General features: G+C 71.9%; 11 protein-coding genes and 1 tRNA gene. 3 read left to right on the top strand and 9 right to left on the bottom strand.

Annotated elements, in window-relative coordinates:
- Window positions 1–1,405: 1,405 nt before the first annotated feature.
- The 5 genes from ACFXKZ_RS23980 to ACFXKZ_RS23960 all read right to left on the bottom strand — a co-directional run bounded on the left by ACFXKZ_RS23980 (window position 1,406) and on the right by ACFXKZ_RS23960 (window position 8,412).
- Window positions 1,406–2,251, bottom strand: coding sequence for a DegV family protein (locus tag ACFXKZ_RS23980; RefSeq protein WP_380002997.1), 846 nt, complete (start codon window positions 2,249–2,251; stop codon window positions 1,406–1,408).
- 198 nt (window positions 2,252–2,449) lie between these two features.
- The gene (locus ACFXKZ_RS23975) at window positions 2,450–3,217 is read right to left on the bottom strand and encodes a hypothetical protein (RefSeq protein WP_380002995.1); all 768 of its coding nucleotides are present in this window, start codon (window positions 3,215–3,217) and stop codon (window positions 2,450–2,452) included.
- 283 nt (window positions 3,218–3,500) lie between these two features.
- Window positions 3,501–6,401, bottom strand: a complete 2,901-nt coding sequence (gene leuS, locus ACFXKZ_RS23970) for a leucine--tRNA ligase (protein WP_380002994.1) — start codon at window positions 6,399–6,401, stop codon at window positions 3,501–3,503.
- Window positions 6,402–6,646: 245 nt separating this feature from the next.
- Window positions 6,647–7,291 carry a lysoplasmalogenase family protein gene (locus ACFXKZ_RS23965; RefSeq protein ID WP_380002992.1) on the bottom strand — a complete coding sequence of 215 codons (645 nt, stop codon included), beginning with the start codon at window positions 7,289–7,291 and terminating at the stop codon, window positions 6,647–6,649.
- A 134-nt stretch (window positions 7,292–7,425) separates the two neighbouring features.
- Window positions 7,426–8,412: a helix-turn-helix transcriptional regulator gene (locus tag ACFXKZ_RS23960; protein WP_380002990.1), complete on the bottom strand. Its 987-nt coding sequence runs from the start codon at window positions 8,410–8,412 to the stop codon at window positions 7,426–7,428.
- 62 nt (window positions 8,413–8,474) lie between these two features.
- On the opposite strand from ACFXKZ_RS23960, the gene ACFXKZ_RS23955 reads away from it, so the two are divergent.
- Window positions 8,475–9,641 (top strand): epoxide hydrolase family protein, encoded by a 1,167-nt coding sequence (locus tag ACFXKZ_RS23955; RefSeq protein WP_380002988.1) that lies wholly within the window; start codon window positions 8,475–8,477, stop codon window positions 9,639–9,641.
- Between the two features lie 85 nt (window positions 9,642–9,726).
- On the opposite strand, the gene ACFXKZ_RS23950 is transcribed toward ACFXKZ_RS23955, so the two are convergent.
- The 3 genes from ACFXKZ_RS23950 to ACFXKZ_RS23940 all read right to left on the bottom strand — a co-directional run bounded on the left by ACFXKZ_RS23950 (window position 9,727) and on the right by ACFXKZ_RS23940 (window position 11,597).
- Window positions 9,727–9,799: transfer RNA gene (locus tag ACFXKZ_RS23950), tRNA-Ala, on the bottom strand.
- An 11-nt stretch (window positions 9,800–9,810) separates the two neighbouring features.
- Window positions 9,811–10,587, bottom strand: a complete 777-nt coding sequence (locus ACFXKZ_RS23945) for a rhomboid-like protein (RefSeq protein WP_380002986.1) — start codon at window positions 10,585–10,587, stop codon at window positions 9,811–9,813.
- A 53-nt stretch (window positions 10,588–10,640) separates the two neighbouring features.
- Window positions 10,641–11,597: a GlxA family transcriptional regulator gene (locus tag ACFXKZ_RS23940; protein ID WP_380002984.1), complete on the bottom strand. Its 957-nt coding sequence runs from the start codon at window positions 11,595–11,597 to the stop codon at window positions 10,641–10,643.
- Between the two features lie 137 nt (window positions 11,598–11,734).
- Here ACFXKZ_RS23940 and ACFXKZ_RS23935 point away from each other — a divergent pair, with 137 nt between their 5' ends.
- Together ACFXKZ_RS23935 and ACFXKZ_RS23930 are read left to right on the top strand one after the other, a co-directional pair.
- Complete coding sequence (locus ACFXKZ_RS23935) at window positions 11,735–12,373, top strand: HD domain-containing protein (protein WP_380002983.1); 639 nt, start codon at window positions 11,735–11,737, stop codon at window positions 12,371–12,373.
- Window positions 12,361–12,822, top strand: a complete 462-nt coding sequence (locus ACFXKZ_RS23930; RefSeq protein ID WP_380002981.1) for a nuclear transport factor 2 family protein — start codon at window positions 12,361–12,363, stop codon at window positions 12,820–12,822. Before ACFXKZ_RS23935 ends, ACFXKZ_RS23930 begins: the two co-directional genes overlap by 13 nt.
- Window positions 12,823–12,889: 67 nt before the next feature.
- Here ACFXKZ_RS23930 and ACFXKZ_RS23925 read toward each other — a convergent pair whose 3' ends face one another.
- Window positions 12,890–13,867 carry an SDR family NAD(P)-dependent oxidoreductase gene (locus ACFXKZ_RS23925; protein ID WP_380002980.1) on the bottom strand — a complete coding sequence of 326 codons (978 nt, stop codon included), beginning with the start codon at window positions 13,865–13,867 and terminating at the stop codon, window positions 12,890–12,892.
- Between the last annotated feature and the right edge of the window lie 155 nt (window positions 13,868–14,022).

Below are 14,022 nucleotides of genomic sequence, written 5' to 3'. Positions count from 1 at the left end.
ACGGGTTTGTTTCGGCGTGCGTTGCGCTTGGGGTTGCGGGCCGGCTGGTGCGGGGCTGGTCCGAGTCGGTGATGGGCCGCCGCCGGCGTGCGGGGCTTCGGGGCGTGGGTTTCGTCGGGGCGGGGGCCCGGGTCGGGGTGAAAAGCGACCAGCGGCGGGTGGCAGAGGAGGGGGCCGGGTTGGGTTCCGCCGGGCTTGCGTTCCCGGGTGGGTCGGGTTTGTTTCGGCGTGCGTTGCGCTTGGGGTTGCGGGCCGGCTGGTGCGGGGCTGGTCCGAGTCGGTGATGGGCCGCCGCCGGCGTGCGGGGCTCCAAGACTGCCGGTCTTCGGCGAGGCGGGTGTGTTGGTCGGCGAAAAACCGGCCGGCAGCGGCGGGCAGGGAGGGCACTGGGGTGGAGTCCTCCGAGGAGCCCTCTCGGCCGGGTTGGGCAGGGCGTTTCGAGGTGCGGTGGGCTTGTGGGGAGGGCGGGAGTTCACGAAACCGGACGGCGTCGGGTGCCGTGGTCTCGGCGCAAGAGAAAACCGCAGGTCGGCGGGGAGGGAAGCCATTTCGTGTGCCTCGGGATCCGGTTTCGGCTCCCACTGGGCACTTTCGGTCGGCTCGACGGCCTCTGCGAGGTCGCAGAACCCGAAGCCGACCCCGACCGGGCAGTTTCGGTCTTTACACCGGTGTCGAGGAGGCCGGAGCGCACGAAACCGGCACTCGACGCCCGACTTTCCACCCCGACACCACAAAACCGCAGGTCACCGAAGCCCGAAGCCCACAACCACCCACCGCGATCCGGTTTCGAACCCCAACTCCCCTCCAACACACCCGAAAACGTCCCAACCCAGCCGAGAGGGCTCCTCGGAAGACTCCACCCCAGTGCCCTCCCTGCCCGCCGCTGCCGGCCGGTTTTTCGCCGACCAACACACCCGCCTCGCCGAAGACCGGCAGTCTTGGAGCCCCGCACGCCGGCGGCGGCCCATCACCGACTCGGACCAGCCCCGCACCAGCCGGCCCCCAACCCCAAGCACCACGCACGCCGAAACAACCCGACCCACCCGCGAACGCAAGCCCGGCGGAACGCAACCCGGCCCCCTCCTCTGCCACCCGCCGCTGGTCGCCTTTCACCCCGACCCGGGCCCCCACCCCGACGAAACCCCACACCCCGAAGCCCCCACCCCGGGCAGCGGCCAACCCCACGACCCGGACCAACCCCGCACCACCCGGCCCGCAACCCCAAGCACAACGCACGCCAGACGCACCCCGACCCACCCGGAAGGGCTGACCGGCGGGCTTGACCGAGTGCCCTCTCACCCCCCGCCGCCGCAGGCCGCCTTTCTCGCCACGCACCGCACCCCACCTCACCGCACCGACGAGCGGCCCGCGCCCGATGCGCCAACGCACGCGCGCCCACCCCGCCTCACCGGGGCGAGACCACCACCGCCAGCAGTCCCGGGCCTGCGTGGGCGCCGATTACGGCGCCCACCTCGGTGACGAAAAGTTCGTGCAGGTTCGGTAGGCGTTCCTGGAGGCGTGCGGCCAGTGCCTCTGCTCGGTCCGGGCTGGCCAGGTGGTGTACCGCCACGTCCACCGGGCCTGCGCCCGCGTGTTCCACCGCCAGTTCCTCCAGGCGGCTGATCGCGCGTGCCGAGGTGCGGACCTTTTCCAGTGGGCCGACCAAGCCGTCGCTCACGTGCAGCAGTGGCTTCACCGCCAGCGCCGTGCCCATGAAGGCCGCCGCCGCGCCGATCCGGCCGCCTCGGCGCAGGTATTCGAGGGTGTCGACATAGAAGAGGGCCGAGGCCGCCTGGGCCCGCTTTTCCGCCGCGATCGCCGCCTCCTCCAGGGTGGCGCCGTCCCGGGCCGCCTCGGCCGCCGCCAGTACGGCGAAGCCCATCCCCATCCCGAGCGTGCGCGAGTCCACCACCCGCACCGGCACCTCGGCGTCGCGGGCGGCCAGCAGCGCCGCCTCGTACGTGCCGGAAAGTTCGCTGGAGAGGTGGATCGAGACGATGCCCGTCGCGCCCTTCTCGGCGAGCTCGCGGTAGGTCTCCGCGAACGTCTCGGGCGCCGGCCGCGAGGTGGTCACGATCCGGCGCTGGCGCAGGGCGTCGGTGAGCTGGGCCGGGGTGGCCTCGATGCCGTCGTCCAGTGGCCGCCCGCGCAGGACGACCTTGAGCGGGACCACCACGAGGCGGTGCCGCTCCACGAGCTCCTCGGGCAGGTAGGCCGTGGAGTCCGTGACCACGGCGAGATCGGTCGGCATCGTCGGCATGAGCGGGCAACCACCCGGATGTGAGACGACAGGGGGGCGGGGTCGGTGTCCCGGCTACCCGGGGTCGGGTCGCCGATTCGGGACACCACAATCAATTTTCGGTCACCATGCCACGCCCCGGCACGCGGGTGGCGCGCGCCACGGTGCGGCCGACGCGTCCCGTCGTGGGGGCTCGCCGCCGGCACGTGTTCAGGTCAGGCGCTTGCTTTCGGATCGATCGGAGCGACCGGACTGATCGGAGCGACCGGGCCGACCGGAGCGATCCGGCCCATCCGAAGGGTCGGACGCACCGGAGCCCCCCGACCGAGCCGGTGGACCCGGCAACCCCGACGGACCCGCTCCACCCGCCCCGCGCTCCTCCGCATACGCCCGCAAGGCCGCCGCCTCGCGCTCGACGTCGGTGCCGAGTCGGTCCAACTCGTCCTCGCCCAAATGGCGTTCGCGGTCCTGGACGGCCCACCGCAGGGAGGCCGCGGCGTGCTCGATGCGGTCCGCGCGGTCCTTGAGGCCGGGCAGTTCGCGGTCGACCCGGGTCCGGTCCGGCTCACGTTCGAGCAGCTTCAGGTCGGTGTCCAGCGCCTTGGCGAATTCGTCCAACCGGCGCAGCAGCGCAACCGCGTCGGACAGCTGGGCATCGTGCGCGTAGCCCGCCTCCAGCACCCGCCGGGTCTGGTCGAGCGAACGGCGCACCGACCCGCGCATCCGGGCCGCCTCGCCGGCGCCGCCGGTGAGCGTGTACGAACGCGCCTTCGACGCGGCGTCCTCCACCATGCCGCGCACGCGCGGGGCGTGCCGCTCGATCCGGCGCCGCACCGCGCGGCGCATCATCGTGATCAGGCCCACCACGACGCCCACGAGGACGAGACACGCGAGCACGCCGGCGCCCAGCACCACGCCCAGGGTCTCGGCACCGCCCGCCAAAGAGTGGGTGGGCGCGGGAACGTCGGCGAGGGCCACGAGGCGTCTCCTGCCTGGTCGGGGCCGGAAGGTATTCACTCACACTAACCCCGCCGCGAGGCTCCGCCACGCACGCGCCGGGAAAACCCCGCGTTCCGGGCTGATCGTCACCGACCGGAAACACCCCCGCCACCGACCGGAAATCGCCCCACCGAAGGGCCACTCGCCGGCGCCGCTCACCCGTCCCGCGAGCCGGGCCGCCGCCCCGCGACGAGCGACGCCCCCGAGCCGAGCAGCCGAGTCGGCCGCCCCGCAACGAGCGACCGACCCACCCACCAACCCCCTACGCCGGAACCACGTTCACCAGCTTCGGCGGCTTCACGATCACCATCCGCACACCCGCCCCGTCCAGCGCCGCCACGATCGCCGGATCGGCCAGTGCCAGCGCTTTCAGGTCGTCCTCGCCGATCGTCGGCGGCACCTCCAGGCGGGCCCGCACCTTGCCCTTGACCTGCACCACGCAGGTGACGGTGTCCTCGACCAGGTAGGCCGGATCCGCCTGCGGGAACGCCTCGTAGGTGACCGTGTCCCCGTGCCCCAGCCGCGACCACAGCTCCTCGGCCACGTGCGGCACCAGCGGCGCGACCATCAGGACCAGCTTCTCGGCGATCTCGCGCGGCACGGCCGGCAGCTTGACCAGCGCGTTGTTCAGCTCGATCGCCTTGGCAATGGCGGTGTTGAAGCGCAGCGCGTCCATGTCCCGCCGCATGCCGTCGATCGCCTTGTGGGTGGCGCGCAGCGTGGCCTCGTCGGCCGGCTCGTCGACCACGGTCGGCATACCGGTGTGCTCGTCCACGATGTTGCGCCACAGCCGCTGCAGGAAGCGGTACGAACCGACCACCGCGCGCGTGTCCCACGGCCGGGAGATCTCCAGCGGGCCCATCGACATCTCGTACAGGCGCAGCGTGTCCGCGCCGTACTCCTCGGCCATCTGGTCGGGAGTCACCGAGTTCTTCAGCGACTTGCCCATCTTCCCGTACTCGCGGCTGACCGCCTGCTCACCCAGGAAGAAGCCGCCGTCGCGCTCCTCGACCTCGCTCGCCTCGACGTAGACACCGCGCTCGTCCTTGTACGCGAACGCCTGGATGTAGCCCTGGTTGAACAGCTTGTGGAACGGCTCGAACGAGGACACGTGGCCCAGGTCGAACAGCACCTTGTGCCAAAAGCGCGAGTACAGCAGGTGCAGCACCGCGTGCTCGACGCCGCCGACGTACAGGTCCACGCCGCCGGTGTGGCCCTCGTGTCGCGGCCCCATCCAATACTTCTCGACCTCGGGGTCGACCAGCACGTCGGAGTTGGTCGGGTCCAGGTAGCGCAGCTCGTACCAGCACGAACCGGCCCAGTTGGGCATGGTGTTGGTCTCGCGGCGGTAGCTCTTGGGCCCGTCGCCCAGGTCCAGGGTGACGTTCACCCAGTCGGCGTTGCGCGACAGCGGCGTCTCGGGCTTGGTGTCCGCGTCGTCCGGGTCGAACGTGCGCGGGCGGTAGTCGTCGATCTCGGGCAGCTCGACCGGCAGCATCGAGTCGGGCAGCGCGTGCGCGACGCCGTCCTCGTCGAAGACGATCGGGAACGGCTCGCCCCAGTAGCGCTGCCGGGAGAACAGCCAGTCGCGCAGCTTGAAGTTGACCGTGCCCTCGCCGATGCCGCGCTCGGTCAGCCACTCGGTGATCGCCTTCTTGGCGTCGGCCACGCCCAGCCCGTCCAGGCCGATGCCCTCGCCGGTGCTGTTCACCAGCGCCGCGTCGTAGGACACGAACGCGTCGGCCCAGTCGGTGGTGTCCTCGATCGAGCGGTCGTCGCTCGGCCGGACCACACACCGGATCGGCAGCTCGAAGGCCCGCGCGAACTCGAAGTCGCGGTGGTCGTGCGCCGGGACCGCCATGATCGCGCCGGTGCCGTAGCCCATCAGCACGTAGTCGGCGATGAAGATCGGCACCCGCTCGCCGTTGACCGGATTGGTCGCGTAGGCGCCGGTGAAGACGCCGGTCTTGTCCTTGCCCTCGCTCTGCCGCTCGACGTCGCTCTTGGACTGGGCGAACCGGCGGTATGCGGCGACCGCCTCGGCCGGCGTGGCCGCGCCGCCCGTCCAGACCGCCGGGATACCTTCGGGCCACGCGTCGGCCACGATCGAGTCGACCAGGTCGTGCTCCGGCGCCAGCACCATGTACGTGGCGCCGAACAGCGTGTCGGGGCGGGTGGTGAAGACCTCGATCGGCGCGGCGTCGGTGGCGAAGGAGACCCGGGCGCCCTCGGATCGACCGATCCAGTTGCGCTGCATGATCTTGATCGGCTCGGGCCAGTCCAGCTTGTCCAGGTCGGCCAGCAGCCGGTCGGAGTACGCGGTGATCCGCATCATCCACTGCCGCAGATTCGCCTTGAACACGGGGAAGTTGCCGCGCTCGCTGCGACCGTCGGCGGTGACCTCCTCGTTGGCCAGCACGGTGCCCAGGCCCGGGGCCCAGTTGACCGGGGCCTGCGAGACGTACGCCAGACGGAACTCGTCCAGCACGGCGGCGCGCTCGGTGCCGCTCAGGTCGGCCCACGCGCGTCCGTCCGGGGTGGGCCGCGCGCCCTTCTCGAACTGCTCGACCAGTTCGGCGATCGGCCGTGCCCGCCCGACGCCGCCGTCCGCGCCGGGCGCCTCGGGGTCGTACCAGGAGTTGAAGATCTGCAGGAAGATCCACTGCGTCCAGCGGTAGTACGCCGGGTCGGTGGTGGCCACCGATCGGCGCTGGTCGTGGCCCAGGCCCAGCCGGCGCAGCTGGCGGCGCATGTTGGCGATGTTCGCCTCGGTGGTCACGCGCGGGTGGGTGCCGGTCTGGACCGCGTACTGCTCGGCGGGCAGGCCGAAGGCGTCGTAGCCCAGCGTGTGCAGCACGTTGTGACCGGTCATGCGCTTGAACCGGGCGTAGACGTCGGTCGCGATGAAGCCCAGCGGGTGTCCGACGTGCAGGCCCACACCCGAGGGGTACGGGAACATGTCCATCACCATCATCTTGGGCCGCCCGGCGACCTTCTCCGGCTCGGCCAGCGGGCCGGCCGGGTTGGGCGCCTCGAACGTGCCGTCGGCCTCCCAGCGGTCCTGCCACCGCGCCTCGATGTCACCGGCCAGGACTGCGGTGTAGCGGTAGGGCTCGGTCGGGGCGTCGGTGTTGCCGGCAGGGCCCTGCGTCATCTCGGTCATCGTCCTCAACCATCGGGGTGTGGGCAGCCGTCGACTGCTTCTTCCGGTTACGGCCGCCTCCGCGAAGCGGCCGGTTCTGGAAACGAAAAGACCCCTCGCTCAGGAGGGGTCGCCGCGCCGAGTCGGGTGGGAGTGGTCTCCACCCGGCCTGCTCAGCGCGGCCCGGTAAGCAGCAGTACGGCACGCATGGCCCCAGGTTACCGCAGGACGCCGTCGGCCCGGGGTCGGCACCCGGGCCGCACCGCTCACAATCCGGGGGCGGGCCCGGTGGACAGCGACAACACCAGCAGGATCTGGGCGAGATGGTAGGCGCCGGCGATCAGCACCGGGGCGTAGGGCGTCGGGGCGCGGAACCGGTTCCAGGCGACGAGGGTGTCGGAGACGTAGAACAGGAACGCGCCGGCCACCGCGCTCGGCCGGCCGGTGGCCGCGGCGGCGACGACCATCACCGACACGACACCGACGTAGACCGGCACCATGCCGGTGTAGGCGGGCGCGGTCTCGCGCGCGCCGGTGACCAGCCGGACCGCGTACGCCCCCGCCGCGAACAGCACGACCACGATGCCCGCCGCGGCCCACAACCACGACCAGCCCATGCGCTGGAAGCCGCCGACGTAGACGCCGTGCGCGAGCAGCGAGGCGGTCACGGCCCCGGCGAACCAGCGGGGCGCGAGCACGTCCCGCGCCAGCGACAACGCGAGCGCGACGCTGAACAGCGCGCGCAGTGCCCCGTCGACGTCGTCGAACGACCAGACGACCACGATCAGGGCACAGATCACCGCGGGTTTCAGGAGGCGATCGAGCGGGAGTCGTTCCCGGGCGACGGCCACCCAGTCGGCGACCGCGAGCAGGCTCGCGAGCACCAGCACGAGTACGGCGGTGAGGGTCACGTCCGGCGACACTACTGGCCGGAAACCGGACCATTCGCCCACTCGTTCGACCCGTCACGCAACCGTGACGGGAAAAACCCCAATCGTGATCACCGGTGCCGGACGGGGGCGACAAACCGCCCGGGCCCGCCGCTTCACCGCGCTCGTGGCGATGCCGGCTCGGGGGGCGTCGAGCGGGCATAGCGGGTGGTCAAGGCGCGCAGGTGGGCGACCAGTTCCGGGGGCTCGGTGACGTCGAAGTCGTGGCCGAGCAGGCCCAGGTGCACGGCCAGAGTGTCGAGCGAGTCGGCGCCGGTGTCCAGCATGCAGGTGTGCGCGTCGACCACCTCGACGGTGCCCACGGCCGGGTTGATCCGCTCCAGCACCTCGGCGGCGGGCGCGTGCACCAGCACCCGGGCGCGGTGTCGCCAGGCGGCGGCCGAGACCTTGCCCGCGACGTACCGCGCCGCGTCGCCCTCCGGATCCTCGCGCGGCGCGAACCTGGGCCCGGTCGGGGTGCGCGGGGTGAGCCGGTCGACCCGGAAGGTGCGCCAGGCGTCGCGGTCCACGTCCCAGGCGACCAGATACCAGCGGCGCCCCCAGTTGACCACCCGCTGCGGCTCGACCGTGCGCCGCGTGGCCGCGCCGGTGTGGTCGAGGTAGTCCAGGCGCAGCCGCTCGCGGTCCCGGCAGGCCGCGACCAGGGCGGTGAGCACCTCGGTGTCCACCTTCGTGTCCGGCCGATCCGCGGGCACCGACACCGCGTAGCGCTGCAACGCGCGCACCCGGCGGCGCAGGCGCGCGGGCAGCACCTGTTCGAGCTTGGCCAGGGCCTGTACCGAGGTCTCCTCCATGCCCGCCATCGCGCCTCGGGCGACGGTGGTCAGGCCGACGGTGACCGCGACCGCCTCGTCGTCGGTCAGCAGCAGCGGCGGCATCGCGGCGCCGGCGGCGAGCCGATAGCCGCCGGTGGAGCCGCGGGTGGCGTCGACCGGGTAGCCGAGTTCGCGCAGTCGGTCGACGTCCTTGCGGATCGTGCGACCGCTCACGCCGAGTCGTTCGGCCAGTTCCGAGCCGGGCCATTCACGGGGTGTCTGGAGCAGGGACAGCAGGCGCAACAACCGCGCGGAGGTTTCCAACATTTTCTCAGCGTGCCGCCTCGATAGGAGCGTAGTGTTCCTAATTGGATCCTAGTCTTCTTCTCATGGAGAACAGCAGCAGCACCGCAACCGAGACCGTCGCCGACACCACGATCCGCCCCTTCCGGATCGAGATCCCGCAGGCCGATCTCGACGACCTGCGCGACCGGCTGGCCCGCACCCGCTGGGCCGCCGACGTCCCGGGCGTGCCCGCCTGGACGCGCGGGGTGCCGACGGACTACCTGCGGGATTTGGCCGCCTACTGGGCGGACGGGTTCGACTGGCGCGAGGCCGAGGCGCGGCTCAACGCCTTCCCGCAGTTCGTCACCCGGATCGACGGCCAGGACGTGCACTTCGCACATGTGCGCTCCGAGCGGGCCGACGCCCCGGCGCTGCTGCTGATCCACGACTGGCCGGGCTCGTTCGTGCAGTTCGTCGACGTGATCGAGCCGCTGTCGCGCGACTTCCACGTCGTGGTCACCGACACCCCCGGAGTCGGCTTCTCCGGCCCGCTGTCCGGTCCCGGCTGGACCACCGGCCGGATCGCGGGCGCGTTCACCGAGTTGATGGCCCGCCTGGGCTACTCGCGCTACGGCGTACAGGGCAACGGCGGCGGCGCGTGGATCGCGGGCGAGATGGGCCGGATCGATCCCGAGCACGTGCTCGGGATCCACGTCAACGGCCTGGTCACCTTCCCCTCCGAGGACCCGGCCGACTTCGCCGGGCTGACCGAAAGCGAGCAGGCCAGGCTCGCCCGGCTCCAGGAGTTCCGCGACGACAAGATGGGCTTCAACGCGATCCAGTCGACCCGGCCGCAGACGCTCGCCTTCGGGCTGCACGACTCGCCCGTCGGCCAGCTCGCGTGGATCGTGGAGAAGTTCAAGGAGTGGACGGACACCGCGAGCGCGCTGCCCGAGGACGCGGTGGACCGGGACACCCTGCTGACCAACATCAGCGTGTACTGGTTCACCGGCACCGCCGGATCCTCCGCCAACCTCTACTACGAGATGGCGCACGACCAGGGCGCGTGGGCGCCGAAGGAGCGCGGCACGGTGCCGACGGCGGTGGCCGTCGCGCTGCCGTCGGACGTGGCGATCCGCCGGTTCGCCGAGCGCGACCACCACGTGGTGCGCTGGACGGAGTTCGAGCGCGGCGGCAACTTCCTGTCGCTGGAGCAGCCGGAGTTGCTGATCGGCGACGTCCGCGAATTCTTCGCGGGCCTGGAGCGATAGGCACCGACGAACGCGGGCGTGGGGCCCGGGGCCGGAAACGATCGAAGGCCGCCTCCCGAATCGGGAAGCGGCCTTCGACGCGATGTGGAGCTACGGAGAATTGAACTCCGGACCTCTTGCATGCCATGCAAGCGCTCTACCAACTGAGCTACAGCCCCGCGCGAATACGTTATGAGTCTACCCGGTCGGTCACCGTGCTCACGACCAAGGGTGGTTTGAGCGGCGGCGGGGTGCGCAGCGGCCCGGCCAGGCGCAGCACGATCGCGGCGGCGAGGCCGCTGATGGCCGCGTACAGGTGCCCGAAGTCCCAGATGCTGTGGTCCACGATCACCGGCAGGACGACCCACACGAACATCACCGCGGCGCCCGCCAGGCGGACCCAGCCGGTCATGATCAGCACCGCCGCGACGCACGAGCCGACCTCGACGTAGCTGACTCCGACGTCGGTGGCGAAGGCGATCTTCGCCGGCAGTCGCCCCGCCCTGATCGCGCCCTTCTCCACCGCGGCGGTGATCAGCGAGCCGAACACGTGCGCGCTCGCGCCGATCAGCAACATCCGAGGCGACCCGTAGCGGCGCTCCGCCCAGGCCACCACGGTGCCGAACACGAGCACGTACGTGGCCAGGCCGGACCCGTGGTCGGCGACCCAGAAGGCGCTGGTGAGCAGCGCTTCCACCGGATCGTCGCCGAGGCGGAACAGGTTGGTGCTGTTCAGCTTGGTGAGCAGGTCGATCAGCCGTGGCGGCGATGTGCGTTGCACCACGGTGGACGCGGTGAAGATGGCCATGTAGGTGAAGGTGACGGGTGCGGACAGGACCCACGCGTGCAGTCGCCGGGTCCACGGGCTCAGCCGGTTCACCCAACGCCGCGCCCACCACCACCGGTTGCCGAAGCCGCGCAGCACGTACCACGCGACGACGAGGCCGAGCCCGATTCCGACGATCACGCCGGGCCGGTGCCCGAAGCCGATCGTGGCCAATCCCGACCCCGCGCCGGCGCTCAGCCCGTCGTGCTGCGGAAGCGGGCCCGGTAGGCGGAGGGGGTGACGCCCAGGCGGCGCAGGAACGCCCGGCGCAGCGACTCGTCGCTGCCGAGACCGCTGCGCGCGGCGGCGGCGGTGACCGTGGCGCCGGCGGCGAGCAGCGCCTGGGCCGCCTCGATCCGCACCGCCTCGACGTACACCGCCGGCGTCGTGCCCACCCGCTCGTGGAACAGCCGGGTCAGGTGGCGCGGACTGAACCCGCCGAGCCGGGCCAGCGCGGGCAGCGAGTGGTCGGCCGCCGGATCCGCCGCGACCGCGTCCAGCACCGGGCGCAGCGGGTCGTCGGCGCCGGGCGGGGTGCGCGAGGGCACCGAGAACTGCGACTGGCCGCCGGGTCGGCGCAGGAACACCACCAGGTCGCGGGCCACCTCGCGGGCCAGGTCGGCGCCCTCGTCGGCCTCGACCAGGGCGAGCGCGAGGTCGATGCCGGCGGTGACCCCGGCCGAGGTGTAGACCGAACCGTCCCGGACGAAGATCGCGTCCGGCTCGACCGTGATCGCCGGGTGGTACCGGGCGAGCAGCGCGGCGTGCCGCCAGTGCGTCACGGCCCGCCGCCCGTCCAACAGGCCGGCCCGGGCCAGCACGAACGCCCCCGTACACACCGACGCGACCCGTTCGGAAACCTCGGCGAGCGCGGCCACCGCGTCGAGCAGCGCGAGCGGCGGCGCGTACTGCGGGAATTCGACCGATCCGGGCACCACGAGGGTGTGCGCGGCGTCGATCTCCGCCGCGGCGGCGTCCACCATGAGCCGGGTGCCGGCCGAGGTGGTCACCGGCTCACCGGTCGGCGAGCACAGCGTCACGGTGTACGCCCCGCCCATGCGCTCGGCGGTGCCGAACACCTCCAGCGGTGCGGTCACGTCCATCAGCCGTACTCCGTCGTAGCCGAGCACGGCCACATTCCTGCGTCGCATGACATCCAGGCTAGCCGGGGAGCGTGTCCGAATCCGAGGGATCGGTGTCCGGATGGACATGGCCCCGAACGGGCACGGAAGGCGAGGCTCGACGCAGACACAAACCCGCCACCGTCATCCAGGAAAGGACCGACGCCATGTCCGAACGCATCGCCGACGTCGACATCCCCGACAGCGCGCTCGCCAAGGAGGCGACCGAACTGGTCCGGGACACCGCCGGCTCGCTGCTCTACGACCACTCGCGCCGCGTGTACCTGTTCGGCGCGCTCCAGGGTCGCCGCCGGGGCCTGGTCTTCGACCCCGAACTGCTCTACGTGGCCGCGCTGTTCCACGACCTCGGACTGACCGCCGAGCATCGCGACTCGCAGCAGCGCTTCGAACTGGACGGCGCCGACGCGGCCCGCGACTTCGTACTGCGACACGGCCTCTCCGCCGAGCAGGCCCGCATCGTGTGGACCGCAATCGCCCTGCACACCACCCCCGAGATCCCCACCCGGATGGAGCCCGAGGTCGCCCTGGTGACCGCCGGCGTCGAACTCGACGTGCTCGGGATCGGCCTCGACGACCTCTCCGAGCAGGCGCGCGCGGCCGTGGTCGCCGCGCATCCCCGCCCGGACTTCAAGCGGCGGATCCTGCGCGCGTTCACCGAGGGCATCGAGCACCGCCCGCAAACCACGTTCGGCAACGTCAAGGCGGATGTCCTGGACCGGTTCGTCCCCGGCTTCGAGCGCACGAACTTCGTCGACGTGATCGAGCAGTCGGGGTGGTCCGAGTGAGGCCGCCGCTGCCCCCGTTCACCGAGGCCGACGCCCGCGCCAAGGTGCAGGCCGCCGAGGACGCCTGGAACACCCGCGACCCCGAGCGTGTCGCGCTCGCGTACACCCCCGACTCGGTGTGGCGCAATCGGGACCGCTTCGTCACCGGCCGCCCGGCCATCGTCGCGTTCCTGACCGAGAAGTGGGCCCGCGAGCAGGACTACGCGCTGCGCAAGGAGTTGTGGTCGTACACGGCCGACCGCATCGCGGTCCGCTTCCAGTACGAGTGGCACGACGGCGCCGGCGCCTTCTGGCGCAGCTACGGCAACGAGTTGTGGGAATTCGCCGACAACGGCCTGATGCGGCGGCGCGAGGCGAGCATCAACGACGTCGCGATCACCGAGGCCGATCGGCGCATCCACGGACCTCGGCCGGTCGAGGAGCACGGGGTCGGATTCCCGCTCGCGTGAGCGGGACGAGGGGTGGATCCGGGGACGCGTCGACCGTCCTCGGGCCCGCCCCTCGAACCCGGCCCCCTCAGTCCCCGCGTCCCCCGCATTCCCCCGCCCACGGGTGAGTGAGTTCCTGGCACCGCCGCCAGAACCAGGCCCGGTCCGGCCGGCTCTCGCGTGTGGCCGCGCGGTAGTGGGTCGGGCGCGGGACGCGGTCCTGCCAGAACAGCCCGGTGGTGCGGCCGGGTTCGTCCGCCGCGCACAACCACACGGCGGTGTCCGCGCCCTCTTCGGGGCTGCGCAGGAGCGGTGCGGTCAGCCGGCGGAAGGTGGGCATCGATGCGCGCAGCCCCGGGGTGTCGGTCCAGCCCGGGTGGGTGGCGTGCACGACCGGGCCGCCGTCGCCCAGGTGTTCGGCCCACAGTTCGGCGAGCACGACCTGCATGCGTTTGGTCCGGGCGTGGGCGACGGTCGGCCGGTACGGGCCGCGTTCGTACTCGATGTCGTCCACCGGCAGCCGTTGGGTGTACATCCCGCCCGAGCTCATCCACACCACCCGCGCGCAGGAGGCGGCGTCGGTGGCGAGGAGCCGGGTGAGCAGATGCGGTCCGAGCACATGCACCGCCAGGCACACCTCGTGCCCCTCGGCGGTCACCGCACGCTCCCGGGGCAATACGCCGGCGTTGTGCACGAGCGCGTGCAGCGGACCCTGTTCGGCCCGCAGCTCCTTCGCGAGGCGGGCCACGTCCGGCAGGCTGCCCACGTCGCAGCGGCGCACGGCGAGGTCGGCCCCGGGCACCAGTTCGGCGACCCGCCGGCCGGCCGCCTCGGCCCGCGCCGCGTCCCGCCCGACCAGCACCACGGTCGCGCCGAGCCGGGCCAGGCCGGTCACCGCCGCCTCGCCGATCCCGGACGAGGCCCCGGTCACCACCACGGTCCGCCCCTTGAGCGTGTGCTGGGGGTCGGCCGTGAATCCCGACCGCCGCACCCGGTACCCGATCCGGCTGTATCCGGGCACGATCGCCCGGTCCATCGCCCGCTCCCAGAACCGACTCTCCGTCATCGCATGCTCACCTTCGTCGAGATCCCGAAGGGAGAATGCCCGGAACAGGGCTTTCACACTTTTTCCACCGATGCCGCGCGGTGGACGCATCGATGCCGCATCGAGAACGCAAAAAGACCGCCTCCCGAACGAATCCGGAAGGCGGTCTCACCATC

This window comes from Embleya sp. NPDC059237 (assembly GCF_042754105.1).
Taxonomy (GTDB): Bacteria; Actinomycetota; Actinomycetes; order Streptomycetales; family Streptomycetaceae; genus Embleya.
This window is presented reverse-complemented; position numbering and strand designations above follow the sequence as displayed.